At 70.1% G+C, this 19,126-nt stretch carries 19 protein-coding genes and 1 pseudogene; 17 read left to right on the top strand and 3 right to left on the bottom strand.

Features of this window, described 5'->3' with window-relative positions:
* Positions 1–65: 65 nt before the first annotated feature.
* From NF20_RS23345 to NF20_RS23355, 3 genes are read left to right on the top strand one after another with little or no spacing between them, the layout of a single operon-like run.
* Positions 66–971, top strand: a complete 906-nt coding sequence (locus NF20_RS23345; protein ID WP_009979763.1) for an acyl-CoA thioesterase — start codon at positions 66–68, stop codon at positions 969–971.
* Positions 972–976: 5 nt separating this feature from the next.
* A complete protein-coding gene (locus NF20_RS23350) occupies positions 977–1,897 on the top strand; it encodes an LLM class F420-dependent oxidoreductase (protein ID WP_033712362.1) in 921 nt (306 codons plus the stop codon).
* A gap of 8 nt (positions 1,898–1,905) precedes the next feature.
* Positions 1,906–3,081: an acyl-CoA dehydrogenase family protein gene (locus tag NF20_RS23355; RefSeq protein WP_033712363.1), complete on the top strand. Its 1,176-nt coding sequence runs from the start codon at positions 1,906–1,908 to the stop codon at positions 3,079–3,081.
* Here NF20_RS23355 and NF20_RS23360 read toward each other — a convergent pair.
* A pseudogene (locus NF20_RS23360) lies at positions 3,065–3,750 on the bottom strand (DUF427 domain-containing protein). The gene NF20_RS23355 and the pseudogene NF20_RS23360 overlap by 17 nt on opposite strands.
* Positions 3,751–3,863: 113 nt before the next feature.
* Between NF20_RS23360 and NF20_RS23365 the strand changes: the two are divergent.
* From NF20_RS23365 to NF20_RS23405, 9 genes are all read left to right on the top strand, one after another.
* The gene (locus tag NF20_RS23365) at positions 3,864–5,042 is read left to right on the top strand and encodes a CoA transferase (RefSeq protein ID WP_033712365.1); all 1,179 of its coding nucleotides are present in this window, start codon (positions 3,864–3,866) and stop codon (positions 5,040–5,042) included.
* Between the two features lie 159 nt (positions 5,043–5,201).
* Positions 5,202–5,765 (top strand): hypothetical protein, encoded by a 564-nt coding sequence (locus NF20_RS23370; protein WP_033712366.1) that lies wholly within the window; start codon positions 5,202–5,204, stop codon positions 5,763–5,765.
* Positions 5,766–5,768: 3 nt separating this feature from the next.
* The gene (locus NF20_RS23375) at positions 5,769–6,473 is read left to right on the top strand and encodes a hypothetical protein (protein WP_023860795.1); all 705 of its coding nucleotides are present in this window, start codon (positions 5,769–5,771) and stop codon (positions 6,471–6,473) included.
* 17 nt (positions 6,474–6,490) lie between these two features.
* Positions 6,491–7,702 carry a cytochrome P450 gene (locus NF20_RS23380; protein WP_033712367.1) on the top strand — a complete coding sequence of 404 codons (1,212 nt, stop codon included), beginning with the start codon at positions 6,491–6,493 and terminating at the stop codon, positions 7,700–7,702.
* A 1-nt stretch (position 7,703) separates the two neighbouring features.
* Positions 7,704–8,669 (top strand): zinc-binding dehydrogenase, encoded by a 966-nt coding sequence (locus NF20_RS23385; RefSeq protein ID WP_009979754.1) that lies wholly within the window; start codon positions 7,704–7,706, stop codon positions 8,667–8,669.
* Positions 8,670–8,679: 10 nt separating this feature from the next.
* Positions 8,680–9,432, top strand: a complete 753-nt coding sequence (locus NF20_RS23390; protein ID WP_033712368.1) for an HpcH/HpaI aldolase family protein — start codon at positions 8,680–8,682, stop codon at positions 9,430–9,432.
* On the top strand, positions 9,429–10,175 hold the full coding sequence (locus NF20_RS23395; protein ID WP_033712370.1) for an SDR family NAD(P)-dependent oxidoreductase: 747 nt from the start codon (positions 9,429–9,431) through the stop codon (positions 10,173–10,175). Before NF20_RS23390 ends, NF20_RS23395 begins: the two co-directional genes overlap by 4 nt.
* On the top strand, positions 10,157–11,671 hold the full coding sequence (locus NF20_RS23400; RefSeq protein ID WP_081759561.1) for a flavin-containing monooxygenase: 1,515 nt from the start codon (positions 10,157–10,159) through the stop codon (positions 11,669–11,671). Before NF20_RS23395 ends, NF20_RS23400 begins: the two co-directional genes overlap by 19 nt.
* A complete protein-coding gene (locus NF20_RS23405) occupies positions 11,668–12,585 on the top strand; it encodes an alpha/beta hydrolase (protein ID WP_003879085.1) in 918 nt (305 codons plus the stop codon). Before NF20_RS23400 ends, NF20_RS23405 begins: the two co-directional genes overlap by 4 nt.
* On the opposite strand, the gene NF20_RS23410 is transcribed toward NF20_RS23405, so the two are convergent.
* Complete coding sequence (locus NF20_RS23410) at positions 12,582–13,694, bottom strand: alcohol dehydrogenase catalytic domain-containing protein (RefSeq protein WP_033712372.1); 1,113 nt, start codon at positions 13,692–13,694, stop codon at positions 12,582–12,584. The genes NF20_RS23405 and NF20_RS23410 overlap by 4 nt on opposite strands.
* A 14-nt stretch (positions 13,695–13,708) precedes the next feature.
* On the opposite strand from NF20_RS23410, the gene NF20_RS23415 reads away from it, so the two are divergent.
* Positions 13,709–14,194: an acyl-CoA thioesterase gene (locus NF20_RS23415; protein WP_023863129.1), complete on the top strand. Its 486-nt coding sequence runs from the start codon at positions 13,709–13,711 to the stop codon at positions 14,192–14,194.
* Positions 14,195–14,237: 43 nt separating this feature from the next.
* The gene (locus NF20_RS23420; RefSeq protein ID WP_003874167.1) at positions 14,238–14,678 is read left to right on the top strand and encodes an SRPBCC family protein; all 441 of its coding nucleotides are present in this window, start codon (positions 14,238–14,240) and stop codon (positions 14,676–14,678) included.
* On the opposite strand, the gene NF20_RS23425 is transcribed toward NF20_RS23420, so the two are convergent.
* Positions 14,675–15,367 carry a GntR family transcriptional regulator gene (locus NF20_RS23425; protein ID WP_003874166.1) on the bottom strand — a complete coding sequence of 231 codons (693 nt, stop codon included), beginning with the start codon at positions 15,365–15,367 and terminating at the stop codon, positions 14,675–14,677. The two genes, NF20_RS23420 and NF20_RS23425, sit on opposite strands and share 4 nt — an antisense overlap.
* Positions 15,368–15,550: 183 nt before the next feature.
* On the opposite strand from NF20_RS23425, the gene fadD5 reads away from it, so the two are divergent.
* The 3 genes from fadD5 to NF20_RS23440 all read left to right on the top strand — a co-directional run bounded on the left by fadD5 (position 15,551) and on the right by NF20_RS23440 (position 19,123).
* Positions 15,551–17,137 (top strand): fatty-acid--CoA ligase FadD5, encoded by a 1,587-nt coding sequence (gene fadD5 / locus NF20_RS23430; RefSeq protein ID WP_031343521.1) that lies wholly within the window; start codon positions 15,551–15,553, stop codon positions 17,135–17,137.
* Between the two features lie 299 nt (positions 17,138–17,436).
* On the top strand, positions 17,437–18,252 hold the full coding sequence (locus NF20_RS23435) for an MlaE family ABC transporter permease (protein WP_003874164.1): 816 nt from the start codon (positions 17,437–17,439) through the stop codon (positions 18,250–18,252).
* 1 nt (position 18,253) lies between these two features.
* A complete protein-coding gene (locus tag NF20_RS23440) occupies positions 18,254–19,123 on the top strand; it encodes an MlaE family ABC transporter permease (RefSeq protein ID WP_003874163.1) in 870 nt (289 codons plus the stop codon).
* The last annotated feature ends 3 nt before the right edge of the window (positions 19,124–19,126 follow it).

The following is a 19,126-nucleotide window of genomic DNA, read 5'->3' on the forward strand; positions in this document are numbered from 1 at the left end:
TTAGCCAAGCTTTACAAATCTTACGCAAAGTGTCACGCTGAGCGCGAAGCTGGGCGACACGAGAGGTGGAATCCGAGTTGAGCAAGGTTTCCCAGGAATCGACCGAGTGGACGGTGCAGGGCCTGCTGGATCTGTTCGAGGTGCGGCCCGACGGGCAGGACCGGTTCACCGCCGACACCGCCGGTGATATCGGGGGCGGGGGCGACGAACGCCAGGTGGTCGAGGGCACCCAGGTGCTCGCGCAGGCGATCGTCGCGGTGGCCAAGCGGTTCGGTGACAAGTCGGTGCGCTCGGCGCACGCCGTGTTCTCCCGCGCAGTCGCGGTCGGACCGCCCATCGAGCTGGTCCTCGATGTGGTGGCCGAAGGCCGGTCCACCGCCACCGCCGTCGTCGCCGTGCACCAGAACGGCCGGCGCTGCCTGAGCATCACCGTGCTGGCCGACGTGCCCACCGGCGACGTCATCCGCCACCAGCTGCCCCGGCCCGACGTCGCCGGGCCCGCCGACGCCAACCCCTCCCCGATGCCGATGGTCGGCCGGGAGCTGCGCCTGGTGGACGTCGTCGACGTCAACAGCCCCGACGAGGTCGGCCCGCCGGAGCTGTACGCCTGGCTGCACTACGACCCCATCCCCACCCGTGACGACCTGGCCAAGGCGCTGCTGGCCTACTTCACCGGGCACCTGGGCATCTCCACCACCATGCGCGCGCATCCGGGCATCGGCACCGCCCAGGCGCACCTGACCGTGTCCACCGCGCCGATGAGCATCTCGGTCGCCTTCCACGAGCCGGTGCGCTGGGACGGCTGGCTGCTCTACAGCCACGAGAGCACCCAGGTGGGCGCCGGAATGTCGTATGTGCGCGGCACCGTGCACACCGAACAGGGCGAGCTGTTGGCCTCCTTCGCGCAGGAGGCGCTGATCCGCCCGCTGCGCACCAGCGACACCGCGATCGATTCCCGGGCCCGCTTCTAACGGCCATGCGTTTCACCATCACCCACCCGATGCACAGCCATCCCTACAACCGGGAGCTGGTCAGCGGGGACGGCATCGCCAAGGTGGCCGCGGCGGCCGAGGCGGCCGGGATCCACGGCTTCGGCTTCACCGACCACCCCGCGCCGTCGCAGCGCTGGCTCGAGGCCGGTGGGCATGACGCGTTGGATCCTTTCGTGGCACTGGGTTTCGCCGCCGCCACCACGTCCACGCTGCGGTTGATCCCCAACATCGTGGTGCTGCCGTATCGAAACCCGTTCGTGGTGGCCAAATCCGGCGCCACCCTCGACCTGCTCTCCGGCGGCCGCTTCACCCTCGCCGTCGGCGTGGGCTACCTCAAGCGCGAGTTCGCGGCGCTGGGCGTCAGTTACGACGAGCGCGCCGAGCTGTTCGAGGAGGCCCTGCAGGTGATCCGCGCGGTGTGGACCGGCGACGACATCTCGTTCGAGGGAAGGCATTTCAGCGCCCGCGGCATCACCGCGCATCCCCGGCCGGTCAGCAGCCCGCATCCGCCGATCTGGATCGGCGGCAACACCACCGCCGCGCGCCAGCGGGTGGCCGACTACGGCGACGGCTGGTGCCCGTTTCCCGCCCCGCCGCAGCTGGCCCAAACGGCCGGCACCGCCGTCATCGACTCGGTGGCCAAACTCGCCGACGGCATCGCCGACCTGCGTCGCAGATGCGATGCGGCGCAACGTGATTGGTCGACGATCGACATCACCTTCACCAACTTCGAGGGTGGTAGCCCCGTCGACGACGAATTCAACGCCGACGCCTATCTCGACGGCCTGGACAAGCTGGCCAAGCTGGGGGTGACCTGGGTGAGCGTGCACCTGCCCGGCGACAGCATGGCCCACGCGCTGGAGACCCTGGACCGGTTCCGCACCCTGGTCGTCGACGCCGCCTAGCCGCAACCATGGACTTCTCCCGGGTAGAACTTTCGGCGCAGGACGCGGCATTCCAGCAGAGCACGCGCGCGTTCCTGGCCGAGCACGTCACCGACGAGGTGCGCCGGCGTGATCGCGAAACCGGCGAAAACTTCAGTGAGCCGGTGCATGTGGCGCTGGGTGAAGCGGGTTACCTGGAATCGGATTGGAAGCTGGAGTCCGAGGGCGGATTCGATCCGGTGCGCCGGCGGATTTTTCAGCTCGAGGTCGGCCGCGCGCACACGCCGTGGTTCCACTGGGGCACCACGGCGGTGGTCGCGCGGTTGGTCAAGCAATTCGGGGCGCCCGAACTCGCCGACTCGATCCTGCCCGGCGTGCTGTCCGGGAAGATCCGGCTCTGCCTGGGCTACACCGAACCCGAGGGCGGCTCCGACGTCGCCACCTGCAAAACCCGGGCCGTGCCGGACGGGTCGGGCTGGATCATCAACGGCTCCAAGATGTTCACCTCGAACGCGCAGAACGCCGAGTACGTCTTCTTGCTCACCAACACCGATCCGCGGCGGCCAAAACACAAGAACCTGACCATGTTCCTGGTGCCGCTCGACTCACCGGGCATCGAGATCCAGGGCATCCGCACCGTCGACGGCGACCGCACCAACATCGTCTACTACAGCGACGTGCGCGTCGACGACCTCTACCGCATCGGCGAGGTCAACGGCGGCTGGACGGTGATGCGGTTCGCCCTCGACGCCGAGCACGGCATCACCGACCCCCAAGACCATGGCCTGCAGAACATTTCGATGCTCTCCGAGCACGGCCACCTGATGGCCGAGGCGGCCGACGGTGTCGCGGCCATCCTGGCCAGACCCGATGCGGCCGGCGGCCGGCCGATCGACGACGAGTCGGTCAAATACCGGCTCGGGCGCGGCATGGCCCGCATCGAGGCGGCCATGTCGACCCCCGGCATGTACGGACGCGTGGCGCTCATTCAAACCATGCGTGAGGTATCCCAGGAACTGATGGACCTGCTGGGGACCGCATCGGCCTTGCCCACCGGCACGCCGGGTTCACCCGACGACGGCGCCATCGAGTTCATCTTCCGGCACGCCGTGCCCGCCGGCATCTACGGCGGCACCATGGAGGTGTTCCGCAACATGATCGCCCAGCACGAGCTGGGGCTCGGACGGCCTAGCTACGGGCGCTGACCGGCAGGTCGGCCAGCAGCTCGACGCGGGTCTCGTCGAAACTCAGAAAACCCTTGATGGGCAGGCTTTCCGGCGGCGGATCCGGATAGCACCAGCCGACGTCGTCGACCACCCGGTCGCCGTCGACCAGCGACCAGTACGTCGCGAAACCCTTGTAGTTGCAGTAACTCGTCGTCTCCGAGCGGCGCAGCAGATCGGTGCGCACGTGCGCGGGATCGACGTACAGCCTGGGCGGCAGGGCGGTCTCGAAAACGATCGTCGTGTGGTCGGTGTCCACCAGCGTGGTGCCGCCGACGCGCACCCGCAGCCGCCGGCGGGTGCCCCGGCAGTCCACGCGGTGATACGGATTGGGCGGGTAGTGCACGAGCTTGCGTCCCTCCTCCCACCAGGTGTCCACGGCGTCCCAGGGGACGTGGACGAAACCGGGCGCCTCCGGCTCCGGCTCCCCGGGCAGGCCGGCGACCTCGTCGGCCGGGAAGACGTAGCTCAGCGGCCGCCCCCGCCGGTGCACCATCAGCGCCCGTTCGGTGTCGATCACCGAACGCCCGTCCTTGACCGCCTGCACCCGCCGGGGATGCGGTTCGACGTAGACGACCTCGGCGGGGATCGGCGGCGAGAACCGCCCCGCCGGATCGCTGCTGAGCGGACCCCGCCGGCCACCAAAGACATGGGTCGTCCTCCCATCGCACGCAAACCCCACCCGAGGCCCACGCTAGCGTGACACTCGACACGCGGCGCCACGATGGCGTGACGCCCGAACGGCAGAAGGCGGGAACTCACCCATGGCGGGACCGGTGGAAGGCGTCACAGTCGTCGAACTCGGGGTCTGGGTGGCCGGGCCGGCCGCCGGCGGCATCCTGGCCGACTGGGGCGCTGACGTGATCAAGATCGAGCCGCCGACCGGCGACCCGGCCCGCATGTTCGGCCGCATGCTGGGCTGCGACCTGGGGCTGAACCCGCCGTTCGAGATGGACAACCGGTCCAAGCGCAGCGTCGTGCTGGACCTGAGCAGCGAACCGGACCGCCGGGCGGCGTTCGAATTGCTTTCCGGCGCAGACGTTTTCCTGACCAACGTGCGGCCAGGGGCGCTGCAGCGGCTGGGGCTGGACTTCGCGTCGGTGTCGGCGGCCAACCCCCGGCTGGTGTACGGGCTGATCACCGGGTACGGGGAGAGCGGGCCGGACGCCGACCGCGCCGCCTTCGACGTGGCCGCGTTCTGGTCCCGCGCCGGGGTGGCCCATCTGCTCACCCGGCCCGGCGACACGCCCCCGTTCCAGCGTGGCGGCATGGGCGACCATTCGGCCGGGATGACGATGGCCGCGGCGGTGTGCGCGGCGCTGCTGGCGCGCGAGCGCACCGGGGCCGGCCAACTGGTGACCACCTCGCTGTACCGGCAGGGCGCCTACACCGTCAGCTTCGACCTGAACACCTACCTGATGAGCGGCCAGCCCATCGCGATCGGGCAACGGGAGTCGATGGGCAACCCGTGCATGAACAACTACGCCGCCTCCGACGGACGGCGGTTCTGGATCGTCGGGCTCGAGCCGGAGCGGCACTGGCCGGCGTTGTGCCGCGCGGTGGGCCGCCCCGAGTGGCGCGACGATCCCCGCTTCGCCGACGCCCGCGCCCGCGCCGCCAACTCGGTGGGGCTGATCGCGGCGCTGGACGAGATCTTCGCGACCCGCCCGCTCGACGAGTGGGCGCAGATCTTCGCCGGCGAACCGGATTTCTTCTGGTCGCCGGTCAACTCGCTGGAAGACGTGGTGGCCGACGAGCAGTTCCACGCCGCGGGCGGGATCGTTTACGTGCCCGACGGCGCCGACGACCAAGCCGCGGTGCCGATGGTGGCCACCCCGGCGGATTTCCACGGCACGCCCTGGGCACCGCGTTCTGCGGCACCGGAACTCGGGCAGCACACCGCGGAGGTCCTCGCCGAGCTCAAGGCGCGCCGCGGCTCCTGACCGGCCGCCGGGAGCTTTACAAATTTGCGCGGAAGTGTCACGCTGTGCGGTGAGTCGCATCGCCCGGACCGGCAAGCGGCTCCAGCCCGTGCAAAGCCCATGACAAGCGCTCGAGGCCCGGCAACGGATTCGTTGCGGGCGGTGGTGAGGAATGGATCGATGGTCGCTCCGACGTTCGACATCAGCAACAGCAGCGCCGCCCGGGTCACCCGCGCGAACGACGAGGGCCTGCGGTATCGGCTCGACGTCGTCGCCGCCAGCGCCGTCGACGTCGTGCAGTCGGCCGGCGGCTGGCTCTACGACCGGGCGATGGCCGGCTGGGAGGTGACCGTGCTGCTCCCGCACGGCTGCAACACCCGCTCGCTGCGGATCCTGGGGGTGCGCGCCGCCGACCTCGACTCCGGGCTCGCCGGGCTGGGCCAGGGCACCGCCGGCCTGGCCGTCAGCGCCGACGCGTTCACCGCCGACGCCCGGGTGCGCGACACGGTGCTCGAATCGCTGCACAACCGGCTCACCGCGGTCGCGCTGTGGGGCGACGGCTGGCCGCTGGGCGTGAGCCGCGCGACCACCAGGGCCCAGCACCTGCTCAGCGCGGCCGCGCGCAGGTTCAAGGGCTATGCGCTTGCGGCAGAAGGGATTTCGGACGCCGGCATCGCCCCCGCCGAATCGCTGCTGTGCGACGTGTGCTCGGCCGCCGACTCAGAGCTGGTCCGGCTCGACTAGCCCATGAAGAAGTACTACCGACACACGCTGCTCTACCTGCACGAGACGATCTCGCTGGGATCCGGGCGAAGCGACCGCTTCACCGAGGTGTTCACCGACACCTATCGGCCGATGATGGACCAGCTCGGCGCCCGGCTGTTCGCGATCTGGGAATCCACCCCGTACAACGGTCACTGGCCGCAGGTGACGATCATCTGGGAGGTCGACGGATTCGCCGACTACGCCAGGATCGGCGCCGCCCAGGCGCGCGGCGGCAGCCACGAGGCCGCGGCCGGAAAATGGTCGGCGTTTCTGGCCGACATCGGCGCCTCGGGGGAGGGGCGCATCATGTACCCGGGCCCCAGCAACAAGACGCTCGCCCAGCTGCGCGAGACCAATTTCACTGCGCCCCTGGTGATTCAGGAGATCATGCAGACCAAGCCGGGCCGCCAGGACGACTACATCCGGGAGCTGGAGCGACTCTACGTGCCGTGGTCGGAGCGCACCGGAAAGCGCTGGCTGGGTTCGTTCACCACCACCTTCCGCTACAACGAGGTCATCCACTACTGGGCGCTGGACGGCGGCTGGGACTGCTTCGCCAACCACTACCCGTCGTGGAAGGAGAGCCCGCCCGCCGAGATCGTCACCTGGATGAGCGTGGCCCCGGCCCTGCGCGATGGCTGGGAGGATTCCATCCTGCAGGCCCTACCCCCCTCGCCGCTGCAGTGATGGCCCAAGGAGCGCCGGTGGACTTCGCCTACGATCCCTTCGACGCCGAGGTGATGGCAAACCCGTTGCCGTACTACCGGATTCTGCGCGACCACCACCCGGTGTACTACATGCCGCAGTGGGACACCTTCGCGCTGTCCCGGTTCGACGACATCTGGAGGGTGCTCGAGGTCAACAACGGCACCTTCGTCGCCTCGGAGGGCACGCTGCCGCCGGCATCGGTGCTGGCCCAGCACAACGACGGCCCGGTCGACGACCCGCCGCTGCACCCGCTGCCGTTTCACGCCATGTTCGACTCCGACCTCTACGGCGAGATCCGGCGCACCCATTCGCGCCCGTTCCGGCCGCGGGCGGTCACCGACCTCGAGGGCCGGATCCGGACCCTGGCCAACGAACGCCTGGACGAGCTGCTGGCGCGCGGCTCCTTCGACCTGACCCAGGAGTACGGCGGGGTGGTGGTGGCCACCATCGTCTGCGAATTGCTGGGAATCCCAACCGATCTCGCGCCGCAGGTGCTCGCCGCGGTCAACGCCGGCAGCCTGGCCGAGCCGGGCGTCGGTGTGGACACCGGGCAGGCGCGCCCCAACTACTTCGAGTTCCTGCTGCCCGCGGTGCAGCGCCGCCGCGCCGACCCGTCCGGGCCGCCGCTCGAGGTGGTGGACGGCCTGCTCGGCTACCAGCTGCCCGACGGCAGCGCGCTCGACGACCTCGAGGTGGCGACCCAGATGCTGTGCATCTTCATCGGCGGCACCGAGACCGTGCCCAAGATCGTCGCCCACGGGCTCTGGGAGCTCAGCCGGCATCCCGACCAGCTGGCCGCCGTGCGCGCCGACCCGCAGCACAACATTCCGGTGGCCCGCGAGGAGATGATCCGCTACTGCGCGCCCGCACAGTGGTTCGCGCGAACGGTGCGCAAGCCCTTCGACATTCACGGGCAGACCCTCAACCCGGGCCAGCGGGTGATCACCCTGCTCGCCTCGGCCAACCGCGACGAACGCGAATACCCCGACCCCGACGACTTCGTCTGGGACCGGCCCATCCGCCGCTCCCTGGCCTTCGGCCGCGGCCAGCACTTCTGCATCGGCTACCACCTGGCCAGACTGGAACTGGCTGTGCTGCTGCAAGAATGGCTGCGCCGGGTGCCCGACTACGCGATCCGGGCCGACGCCGCCACCCGGTTGCCGTCCAGCTTCCAATGGGGCTGGAACAAGATCCCGGTGGAGGTCTGAGGTGTGGTGCTACCGGATCGTCGCGCCGTATCGGTTCGAACCGACCGCGATTGACGACAAGACCCCCGAGTGCCTCGCCGACGGTCAAGTGCTGCTGCGGTTTTCGGCCGCCGGCGTGTGCGGCAGCGACCTGCCCGCCTTCCGCGGCGCCCGGGGCCGGCTGCCCGGTGACGACGGCCGCAGCGGCCCCGAGAAGGACGGCTTTCCCATCCACGAGGTCGCCGGCGAGGTGATCGCCAGCCGGCATCCGGCGCACCGTCCCGGAGACCGCGTCGTCGGCTGGGCATCCGGATTCGACGGCCTGATGGAACGCGTCGTCAGCGACGGCGACGGGCTGGCGCCCTATGACCCGGCGCTGAGCCCGGCGCAGGCGGTCGGGCTGCAGCCGCTGGCCTGCGTGCTCTACGCCTGCGAGCAGCTCGAGCTGGCCGGCAAGCACGTCGCGATCATCGGCCAGGGATCGATCGGCCTGCTGTTCTCCTACGTCGCCAAGGCGGCCGGCGCGCGGCGGGTCACCGGAGTGGACCCGATCGACCGCCGCGACGTGGCAAGGGCGTTCGGCGTCGACGACCCGGTGCGCGCCACCAGCGACCGCTGGGTCAGCCAGCTCGACCCCGCCGACCGCGCCGACGTCGTCATCGAGGCCGTCGGCCACCAGGTCGCCACCCTGGCGCACGCCATCGACGCCGCCGCGCCCGGCGGCACCGTGTTCTACTTCGGTGTGGCTGACGACGACACCTACCCGATCAGCATGCGGACCATGCTGCGCAACAACCTCACCCTGAAATCCGGTGTGACACTGGACCGGCGGCGAATGCTGGAGCTGGCCGGCAAGTTCGCCGCCGAGCATCCCTGGCTGCTGGGCGCCTACCTGACCCACACGTTCGGCGTCGACGAGGTGCAGGACGCCTTCGAGCTGGCCTGCCGGCCGGTCGCCGACCGGATCAAGATCGCGATCGCCGGGTGAGTGGCCGACCGTGACCGCGCCGAGCAACCTGCGGCTGGCCCTGAACCGGCGGTCCCCGATATTCGGCGGCTGGGTCACCGGCCCGACACTGCTGGGGCCGGAGGAATTCACCCGCGCCGGTTACGATTACGTCGGCTTCGACGCCCAGCACGGCTATCTGGACGACGCCGACATCGCCGGCGTGCTGCGCCGCATCGAACACCTGCGGATCGGCACCGTGGTGCGCCTGCCCAACGCCGACGCCGCACCGATCGGGCGGGTGGTCGACGCCGGGGCCGACGCCGTCATCATCGCGATGATCGAGTCACCCGACCAGGCCGCGGCCGCGGTGGCCGCCACCCGCTACCCGCCGGCGGGCGTGCGCAGCTTCGGCCCGCTGCGCGCCAGCCTGGGCCATGATCCGGCGGCCCACGAGTCGCGGGTCAGCGTGTTCGCGATGATCGAGACCGCGGCGGCGCTGTCCGGCATCACCCAGATCTGCGCCGTCGACGGGCTGACCGGAATCTACGTCGGCCCCGCCGATCTGGCCATCTCGCTGGGCGCCGGCGTGATCGGCGCGACCCGGCAGCCGGAAGTGCTCGACGCGATCGTGCACATCCACAAGGCGGCCACCAAGGCCGGCCTGGTCACCGGCATCCACGCCGGGGACGGCAGCACGGGACATGCCATGGCGCAGTTGGGATTCGACATGATCACGCTGGCCGCCGAGGCACAGGCACTGCGCCGCGGCGCAGCCGAACACCTGCGTGAGGCGACGCAATGACCGGCGGATCGGCCCAGCCGCCGCGGGTGGCGCTGGTGACCGGCGCGGCCGGCGGTCAGGGCCGGGCCATCGCCGAACGGCTGCGCGGCAACGGGTTTGCGGTGGCCGCGTGTGATCGGCGCATCGACGAACTGGCCGCCACGGTGGCCGCATCGGGCGACGACCGGCTGATCGCGGTCGAGCTCGACGTCACCTCCGAGCAACAATGGCGCTCGGCCGTCGAACGCGTGGTGGACCGCTTCGGTGCGCTGAGCGCGCTGGTGAACTGCGCCGGCGTGCTGCACCGCACCCCGCTGCCGCAGGAGACCGCCGACGCCTTCGAAAACGCCTGGCGGGTCAACTGTTTCGGTGCCTTCCTGGGCATGCGCGCGGCGCTGGAACGGCTCCGCGGGACACCCGGCGCGTCGATCGTCAACATCTGCAGCACCGGCGCGATCCGCCCGTTCCCGCAGCACTGCGCCTACGGCTCGTCGAAATGGGCGCTGCGCGGCCTGACCCAAACCGCCGCCGCCGAACTCGCCCCGGCCGGTATCCGGGTCAACGCGGTGTTCCCCGGCCCGATCGCCACGCCGATGCTCGACGAGGCCACCCAGACCCGGCTGGCCGCGGTCGCGTCCTTCGGGCGGATCGGGCAGCCCGGTGAGGTCGCCGACGCGGTGGCGTTCCTGGTGTCCGCCGAGGCGTCGTTCATCACCGGCGCCGAACTCGTCGTCGATGGCGGGCAATGCCTGCAGATCCGATGAGCGAGCTGTCGATCGGCATCATCGGCGCCGGCCCGGGCGGCCTGGCGCTGGGAATCCTGCTGTCGCAGGCCGGGTTTGGTGACTTCACCATCTTCGACCGGGAAGACGGCGTGGGCGGCACCTGGCGGATCAACACCTACCCGGGCCTGGCCTGCGACGTCAAATCCCACCTGTACTCGTACTCGTTCGACCTGAACGCGCACTGGTCGCGGCTGTGGTCGGGACAGCCCGAGATCCTGGACTACTTCCAGCGCTGCGCGGACAAATACGGGCTGGGGCCACATCTGCGGCTGGGCACCGAAATCCGCTCCGCCCACTGGGAGGCCGACACGCAGCGGTGGCGGCTGACCACCGCGTCCGGCCACCGGCACCACTTCGACGTGGTGGTCTCGGCCGTCGGCCTGTTCACCCGCCCGCTGCTTCCCGAGCTGGTCGAGGAGGAGCCGTTCACCGGGACGGTGATGCACTCGGCGCGCTGGGACCACTCGATTCCGTTGCACGGCAAACGGATCGCCGTACTGGGCACCGGGTCCACCGCCTCCCAGCTGATTCCGGAATTGGCCAAGGTGGCCGAGCGGGTGTATTCGGTGCAGCGGTCGCCGACCTGGATCCTGCCCAAGCCCGACCGGCCCTACACGCGGTGGGAGCGTTGGGCGTTCGCGCACCTGCCGTTGGCGAAGAAGCTCTACCGGACCAGGTTGTGGCTGCGCAGCGAATCCAACATCTCGGTGATCGAGCACGGCAGCGAGAAGACCGGGCAATTCACCAACATCGCGCTGGGACTGCTGGAGGCGAGCGTCCCCGACGAGGAACTGCGCCGCAAGCTCACGCCCGATCATCCGATGGGCTGCAAACGGCTGGTGTTCTCCTCGGACTACCTGCCCGCGCTGACCCGGCCCAACGTCGAGGTGCTGACCAGCCCCGCGCGCTCCCTGCGCCGGCGGTCGCTGGTCACCGAGGACGGCACCGAGCGCGAGGTCGACCTGGTGGTCTGCGCCACCGGCTACGCCGCCGCCGACTATCTCGGCGAACTCGACGTGACCGGCGAGCACGGGGTCACGCTGCGCGAGGTGTGGCGCGACGGCGCCTACGCCTACCTCGGCATGGCCGTACCGGGATTCCCGAACTTCGTCATGCTGTACGGACCCAACACCAACGTCGGCTCCAACAGCGTCATCTTCGTCCTGGAGGCCCAGGCCCGCTACATCGTGCGGGCCCTGAAGTATCTGCGCCGCCACCGCCGCCGCTACATCGCGGTGCGGCCCGCCGCGCTGGCCGACTTCGTCGCCAAGATCGACCGATGGATGGTCGGCACCGTCTGGACCACCCAGTGCAGCAACTACTTTCGCGCCCCCAACGGCCGCGTCGTCACCCAGTGGCCGCGCAGCGCACGCGCCTTCTGGTCGATGACGCGCCGGTTCAGGCCGGCCGACTACCGGTTCCAGGCGCCGGCGGTCTGCGTCCCGGCCCCGGCCTCCGAGGCGGACGCGCGGTGACGGCGCTGGACGGCGCCGAGCGCCTCGACCCGGCGCTGCGCGCGGTCGCCACCACCCGGACCGACTTCTCGCCCGCCGCAATCGAACTCACCCGGGCGCCGTTCAACGAGCGCCGCCGGCTGGCCGCCGCGCAGACCGACACCGCCGGCGTGCGGATCGTCGACGACGACGCGAACGGCGTCGGCGTGCGCATCTATCGCGGCGGGCCCGAACCGGCGCCCGCCGTGATCTACTGCCACGCCGGCGGATTCGCGCTGGGCAACCTGGACACCGACCACCGCCAGTGCGTGGAGCTGGCCCGGCGCGGCCGCTGCACGGTGGTGTCGGTCGACTACCGGCTGGCCCCCGAACACCCCTACCCGGCCGCGCTGCAGGACGCGGGCACCGTGTTGCGGTGGGTGCACGCCGAAGCCGCCGCCCTCGGCGTGGACCCGGCCCGGCTCGCCGTCGCGGGCAGCAGTGCCGGCGCCGCCCTGGCCGCCTGCCTGGCGCACCCCGACGGGTCGTTGCCGGCCGTGGTGTTCCAGCTGCTGCACCAGCCGGTGCTCGACGACCGGGCCACCGGGTCGAAGGCACGGTTCCGGACCAGCCCGGCCTTCGACGGCGAGGCCGCCGAGCTGATGTGGCGCTACTACCTGGGCCCGACCGTCGGGTCCGCGGCCGCCGTACCCGCGCGGCGGCCCGAATTAGCCGGGCTGCCACCGGCTTTGATCACCTGCGCCGAGATCGACCCGTTCCGCGACGAGGCCATCGACTACGCCCGCCGGCTACTGGACGCCGGAGTCTGCACCGAGCTGCACGTGTTCGCCCGCGCCTGCCACGGCTTCGACTCGCTGCTGCCGGACTGGCCGGGCTCGCAGCGATTGTTCGCGCTGCAGGGCGAGGTGCTGTCGGCGGCGTTGCACCGCGATTAGCCGTCGAACCGGATCAGCTGGCGCACCGCGGTGCCGTCGGCCAGATGATCCATCGCCTCGTTGATGTCTTCCAGCCGGATCGTGGACGACACCAGCGATTCCACCGGCAGCCGGCCCGCGCGCCACAGCTCGACGAACCGGGGGATGTCCCGGCTCGGCACCGCCGAACCGAGGTAGCTGCCGATCAGCGACCGGCCCTCGGCCACAAAACCCAACGGCGACAACGTGATCCGCGCGTCCGGCGGCGGCAGGCCGACGGTGATGGTGCGCCCGCCGGGGGCCGTCAGGTCGATCGCGGTCTGCAGGGCGGCGGGATGGCCGACGGCTTCGATCACCACCGCCGCCTTCACCCGCGCCTCGATGGCCTGCTGCGGCGTGTACGCCTGGTGCGCGCCCAACCGCCGGGCCGCGGCCAGCTTCTCCGGCAGCTGGTCGACGGCGACCACCGGCACGCCGTCGTAGGTGAGCGCGGTCAGCAGCGCCGCCATCCCGACGCCGCCCAGCCCGACGACGGCGACCGTCTGGCCCGGCGCGGGGCGGCCCACGTTGAGCACCGCGCCGCCGCCGGTCAGCACCGCGCAGCCGAGCAGCGCGGCGACGTCGGCCGGCACGTCGGGCGGCACCTCGACCGCGCTGGCCCGATTGACCACCGCGTGCGTGGCGAACCCCGAGACCCCGAGGTGGTGATAGACCGGCCGGCCGGCCCGGCTGAGCCGAATATCGCCGCCCAGCAGCGTGCCGGCCCCGTTGGCCGCGCTGCCCGGTTCACACGGCGTCAGGCCCTCGGTCGCGCACGCCGCGCACCGGCCGCAGCGCGGCAGGAACACCAGCACCACCCGGGCGCCCACGGCCAGGTCGGTGACCCCGGGACCGACCCGCTCGACGATCCCGGCCGCCTCGTGACCGAGCAGCATCGGCACCGGGCGCACCCGGTTGCCGTCGACCACCGACAGGTCGGAATGGCAGATGCCGGCCGCCTCGATGCGGACCAGGACCTCGTCGCGCCCCGGGGGCGCCAACTCCACGTCGGTGATGTTGATCGGTCGCGAGCGCGCATACGGCCGGGGCGCCCCGATGCGCTGCAGCACCGCCCCCCGAATTCCGGACATGCTGGAATACAACCATGGCGTCGGCTCCCGTAGTTCCCCCCGCCCCGGAGGGGTTGACCAGCAACGACTTCCCGGTGCTGTGGCCGGTGGCCACCCGGTGGGCCGACAACGACATGTTCGGCCACCTCAACAACGCGGTCTACTACCAACTGTTCGACACCGCCATCAACGGCTGGATCAACACCAGCACCGGCCTGGACCCGCTCACCACGCCCGCGCTGGGCATCGTCGCCGAGTCGGGCTGCCGATACCTCTCCGAACTGCACTTCCCCGAGGGCCTGCAGGTGGGGCTGGCCGTCACCCGGCTGGGCCGCAGCAGCGTCACCTACCGGCTGGGCATGTTCCGGTCCGCGGCGCCGGGCAGCGCCGAGCCCATCACCGCGCTGGGGCATTGGGTGCACGTCTACGTCGACCGGGACACCCGCAAGCCGGTGCCCATCCCCGACCCGATCCGGACCCTGCTGGCGGGCGCCGCCGTCGGGGACGCCGCACCGAAATAGCGCCCGGCGCTGGGACTTTCGCGTGCCCCGTTATGCTTCGCGCATGCCCGTTTTGAGCAAGACCGTCGAGGTCAACACCGACGCCGCCGCGATCATGGCCATCGTCGCCGATTTCGAGCGGTACCCGGAGTGGAGTGACGGGGTCACGGGCTGCTGGGTGCTGGCCCGCTACGACGACGGCCGCCCCAGCCAGTTGCGGCTGGACGCCGCCTACCAGGGCTTCGAGGGCGTCTACATCCAGGCCGTCTACTACCCGGGGCCGAACCAGATCCAGACCGTGATGCAGCAGGGGGAGCTGTTCAAGAAGCAGGAGCAGCTGTTCAGCGTGGTGGAGATGGGCGCCTCGAGCCTGCTGACGGTGGACATCGACGTCGAGCCGTCGATGCCGGTTCCCGCGCCGATGGTGAAGTCGATGCTGAACAACGTGCTCGACCACCTGGCCGACAATCTCAAGCAGCGCGCCGAGCAGCTGGCCGCGAACTAACCCCGGTTGCTCGGCGTGCCGGTGCGGTCGCGCATCTCGGTCAGCCGCGCCGCCGCGTCGGTGAACTGCCAGACCGTGTGCTCGATCACCGCGGCGGTGTCGCGGCGGCGCAGCGCGGCGATCAGTTGCCGGTGGTTGTCGACGGCGGCCCGCCCCCACTGCGGGTCGGCGGCGTACACCAGCACCGGCATGTAGCGGGCGGCGTTGAGCAGGAACCAGGCCAGCTTGATCCGGCCGCTGGCCTGGTTGAAGACCCGGTGGAAGCCGAACTCGAGGCCCGCGATGGTCTCGGCGTCGCCGGACCCGACGGCCGCGGCGAGCGCGTCGTTGATGCGATCCAGCTCGTCGATCTCGGTGTCGGTGATGTGGTCGGTCGCCGCGGCGGCCAGCTCCTTGGCGATGGTCGCCTGCAGCCAGAAGATGTCCTCGATGTCTTGGCGGGTGAGCGGCAGGACCACGTGACCGCGGTGCGGTTCCAGCTGCACCATGCCCTCGCCGCGCAGCTTCAGCAGGGCCTCGCGCACCGGCGTGACGCTGACGCCGAGCTCGGCCGCGGTCTCGTCGAGCCGGATGAAGGTGCCCGGCCGCAGCGCGCCGGACATGATCGCGGCCCGCAGGTGCCCCGCGACCTCGTCGGACAACTGGGCCCGGCGCAGCGGCCGCCGCCGGCTCCTCGGCTGCATGGACATCGGTGCGTTCACGGGGCTTGCCAGGGCTTTCAGTGGCTTGGTGGGACGGGGTTTACGTTTTGACCGGTGTCGACGGGGGCTTGTCAGTAGACCGTCAACGCCATAATGTGACCCACACAACACTAAGTTTTATCAAATATCAACCTGGCGCAAGCGGTGCGCGAGTGAAGGGAAGTGTTGAGTTTGACCGCCCAATTGGCACACCATCCGACTCAGGCGAACGAGCAGCCGTACCTGTCCCGCCGGCAGAACTGGGTGAACCAGCTGGAACGGCACGCGCTGATGCAGCCGAACGCGACGGCGCTGCGGTTCCTCGGCAAGAGCCTGACGTGGGGGGAGCTGCACGGCCGGGTGCGGGCGCTGGCCGACGCGCTGAGCCGGCGGGGGGTCGGCTTCGGCGACCGGGTGATGGTCCTGATGCTCAACCGCCCCGAGTTCATGGAGTCGGTGCTGGCGATCAACATGCTCGGGGCCATCGCGGTGCCGCTGAACTTCCGGCTCACCGCGGCCGAAATCGCCTTCCTGGTGCAGGATTGCCAGGCGCGGGTGGTCATCACCGAGGCCGTGCTCGCCCCGGTGGCCACCGGGGTGCGCGACATCGAGTCGCTGCTCGACACCGTCGTGGTGGCCGGCGGCTCCTCCGACGACACCGTGCTGGGCTATGAAGACCTGATCGACGAGACCGGGGCGGCGCACCAACCCGTCGACATCCCGAACGACGCGGCGGCGCTGATCATGTACACCTCGGGCACCACCGGCCGGCCGAAGGGCGCCGTGCTCACCCACACCAATCTGACCGGTCAGACGATGACCGGGCTGTACACCAACGGCGCCGACATCAACAACGACGTCGGGTTCATCGGGGTGCCGTTCTTTCACATCGCCGGCATCGGCAACATGCTGACCGGGCTGCTGCTCGGCATCCCCACCGTGATCTATCCGCTCGGCGCGTTCGAGCCCGGGCAACTGCTCGACGTGCTGGCCGCGGAGAAGGTCACCGGGATCTTCCTGGTACCCGCGCAATGGCAGGCGGTGTGCGCCGAACAGAGGGCACGGCCGCGCGACCTGAAGCTGCGGGTGATCTCCTGGGGGGCCGCACCGGCGCCGGACGCCCTGCTGCGCGAGATGTCGGCCATGTTCCCCGGCACCCAGATTCTGGCCGCGTTCGGCCAGACCGAGATGTCGCCGGTCACCTGCATGCTGCTCGGCGAGGACGCCATCCGTAAGCGCGGCTCGGTCGGCAAGGTCATCCCCACCGTGGCGGCCCGGGTGGTCGACGAAAACATGAACGACGTGCCCGTCGGCGAGGTCGGCGAAATCGTCTATCGCGCACCGACTTTGATGAGCGGCTACTGGAACAACCCGGAGGCCACCGCGGAAGCGTTCGCGGGCGGCTGGTTTCACTCCGGCGACCTGGTGCGCATGGACGAGGACGGCTACGTCTGGGTGGTCGACCGCAAGAAGGACATGATCATCTCCGGCGGCGAGAACATCTACTGCGCCGAGGTGGAGAACGTGCTGGCCAGCCACCCCGACATCGTCGAGGTCGCCGTCATCGGCCGGGCGCACGAGAAGTGGGGCGAGGTGCCCATCGCGGTCGCCGCTGTCGCGAACGACAATTTGGCGCTCGAAGATCTCGACGAGTTCCTGACCGAACGGTTGGCGCGCTACAAGCACCCGAAGGCGCTCGAGATCGTCGACGCGCTGCCGCGCAACCCTGCCGGCAAGGTGCTCAAGACTGAGCTGCGGATCCGCTACGGAGGCGGATGAATCGGCTAAATCCATTCCGGGGCAAGAGGTTCTGGGACCAGAAAGGAAAGTTGACGGACGCTGTAACGTTTGCCCGTTGTTGACGAAGGGTTAATTGTGCGGATGCGGTTCACACGTGATTGGCCATCGGGTATATTCCTGTGGTCTCCGTTACTACTTGCCAGTAGGGAGCCGATGGTCACACACGTTGAGTCGGGGCGAGGTGGGGGCACCCCCAGCCGCGTAGCGGTGAGGGAGACAGGCGTGCTAGACGATGTGCCGCGCCACCAGGCGCGCGGAGACGGCCGGAGGGGGCAGCGGTGACTTCAACGTCGACAAGTCGACGGGGTCCCTACTTGGTGGGCTATCTGCGCGACCAGTTGGAGACCCCGCTGACCCTTGTCGGTGGCTTCTTCCGGATGTGCGTGCTCACCGGGAAAGCGTTGTTCCGCTGGCCGTTCCAGTGGCGCGAGTTCGTCCTGCAGTGCTGGTTCATCATGCGGGTGGCGTTCCTGCCCACCATCATGGTGTCGATCCCGTTGACCGTGCTGCTGATCTTCACCCTCAACGTGCTGCTCGCCCAGTTCGGGGCGGCCGACCTGTCCGGCGCCGGCGCGGCCATCGGCGCCGTCACCCAGCTCGGCCCGCTGACCACCGTGCTGGTGGTCGCCGGCGCCGGGTCGACTGCGATCTGCGCGGACCTGGGGGCGCGCACCATCCGTGAAGAGATCGACGCGATGGAGGTGCTCGGCATCGACCCGATCCACCGGCTGGTGGTGCCCCGGGTGATCGCCGCGACCCTGGTCGCCACCCTGCTCAACGGCCTGGTGATCACCGTCGGCCTGGTCGGGGGCTACCTGTTCGGGGTCTACCTGCAGAACGTGTCGGGTGGTGCGTACCTGGCCACCCTGACCACCATCACCGGCCTGCCCGAGGTGGTCATCGCGACGGTCAAGGCCGCCGTCTTCGGCCTGATCGCGGGGCTGGTCGGGTGCTTCCGCGGGCTGACCGTGCGCGGCGGCTCCAAGGGGCTCGGCACCGCCGTCAACGAGACCGTGGTGCTGTGCGTGGTCGCGCTGTACGCGGTCAACGTGGTGCTGACCACGATCGGTGTGCGATTCGGGACGGGGCACTGACATGTCAACCGCCGCCGTCTTTCGCTCGCGCTTCCCGCGGGCGGCCGAGAACCTCAACCGCTACGGCCTGGCCGCCGCCCGCGGCCTCGACGACGTCGGCCAGATGGCCTGGTTCGGTGGGGTGGCCCTCGCGCACATCCCGCACGCGCTGAGCCACTACCGCAAGGAGACCCTGCGGCTGATCGCCCAGATCGGCATGGGCACCGGTGCCATGGCCGTCATCGGCGGCACCGTCGCCATCGTCGGCTTCGTCACCCTCTCGGGTAGCTCGCTGGTCGCCATCCAGGGTTTCGCCTCGCTGGGCAACATCGGTGTCGAGGCGTTCACCGGCTTCTTCGCCGCCCTGATCAACGTGCGCATCGCCGCCCCCGTCGTCACCGGCATCGCGATGGCCGCCACGGTCGGCGCCGGCGCCACCGCGGAGCTGGGCGCCATGCGCATCAGCGAGGAGATCGACGCCCTGGAAGTGATGGGCATCAAGTCGATTTCGTTCCTGGCGACCACCCGGATCATGGCCGGGCTGGTGGTGATCATCCCGCTCTACGCGCTGGCGATGATCATGTCGTTCCTGTCCCCGCAGATCACCACGACCGTGCTCTACGGCCAATCCAACGGCACCTACGAGCACTACTTCCGCACGTTCCTGCGGCCCGACGACGTGTTCTGGTCGTTCCTGGAAGCCATCATCATCACCGCGGTGGTGATGATCACCCACTGCTTCTACGGCTACAACGCCGGCGGCGGGCCGGTCGGCGTCGGTGAGGCCGTCGGTCGATCGATGCGGTTCTCCCTGGTCTCGGTGCAGGTCGTCGTGCTGGCCGCCGCGTTGGCGCTCTACGGCGTCAACCCCAACTTCGCGCTCACGGTGTAACCG

This window comes from Mycobacterium sp. MAC_080597_8934 (genome assembly GCF_000523975.1).
Lineage (GTDB): Bacteria > Actinomycetota > Actinomycetes > Mycobacteriales > Mycobacteriaceae > Mycobacterium > Mycobacterium avium.

What these genes read in the sequence shown, in the direction of transcription:
- NF20_RS23350 (WP_033712362.1), top strand. Translation starts at nt 977, where the DNA reads ATGCGTTTCACCATCACCCACCCGATGCACAGCCATCCCTACAACCGG.
- NF20_RS23355 (WP_033712363.1), top strand. Translation starts at nt 1,906, where the DNA reads ATGGACTTCTCCCGGGTAGAACTTTCGGCGCAGGACGCGGCATTCCAG.
- NF20_RS23365 (WP_033712365.1), top strand. Translation starts at nt 3,864, where the DNA reads ATGGCGGGACCGGTGGAAGGCGTCACAGTCGTCGAACTCGGGGTCTGG.
- NF20_RS23370 (WP_033712366.1), top strand. Translation starts at nt 5,202, where the DNA reads ATGGTCGCTCCGACGTTCGACATCAGCAACAGCAGCGCCGCCCGGGTC.
- NF20_RS23375 (WP_023860795.1), top strand. Translation starts at nt 5,769, where the DNA reads ATGAAGAAGTACTACCGACACACGCTGCTCTACCTGCACGAGACGATC.
- NF20_RS23395 (WP_033712370.1), top strand. Translation starts at nt 9,429, where the DNA reads ATGACCGGCGGATCGGCCCAGCCGCCGCGGGTGGCGCTGGTGACCGGC.
- NF20_RS23400 (WP_081759561.1), top strand. Translation starts at nt 10,157, where the DNA reads ATGCCTGCAGATCCGATGAGCGAGCTGTCGATCGGCATCATCGGCGCC.
- NF20_RS23410 (WP_033712372.1), bottom strand. Translation starts at nt 13,694, where the DNA reads ATGTCCGGAATTCGGGGGGCGGTGCTGCAGCGCATCGGGGCGCCCCGG.
- NF20_RS23415 (WP_023863129.1), top strand. Translation starts at nt 13,709, where the DNA reads ATGGCGTCGGCTCCCGTAGTTCCCCCCGCCCCGGAGGGGTTGACCAGC.
- NF20_RS23420 (WP_003874167.1), top strand. Translation starts at nt 14,238, where the DNA reads ATGCCCGTTTTGAGCAAGACCGTCGAGGTCAACACCGACGCCGCCGCG.
- NF20_RS23425 (WP_003874166.1), bottom strand. Translation starts at nt 15,367, where the DNA reads ATGTCCATGCAGCCGAGGAGCCGGCGGCGGCCGCTGCGCCGGGCCCAG.
- NF20_RS23440 (WP_003874163.1), top strand. Translation starts at nt 18,254, where the DNA reads ATGTCAACCGCCGCCGTCTTTCGCTCGCGCTTCCCGCGGGCGGCCGAG.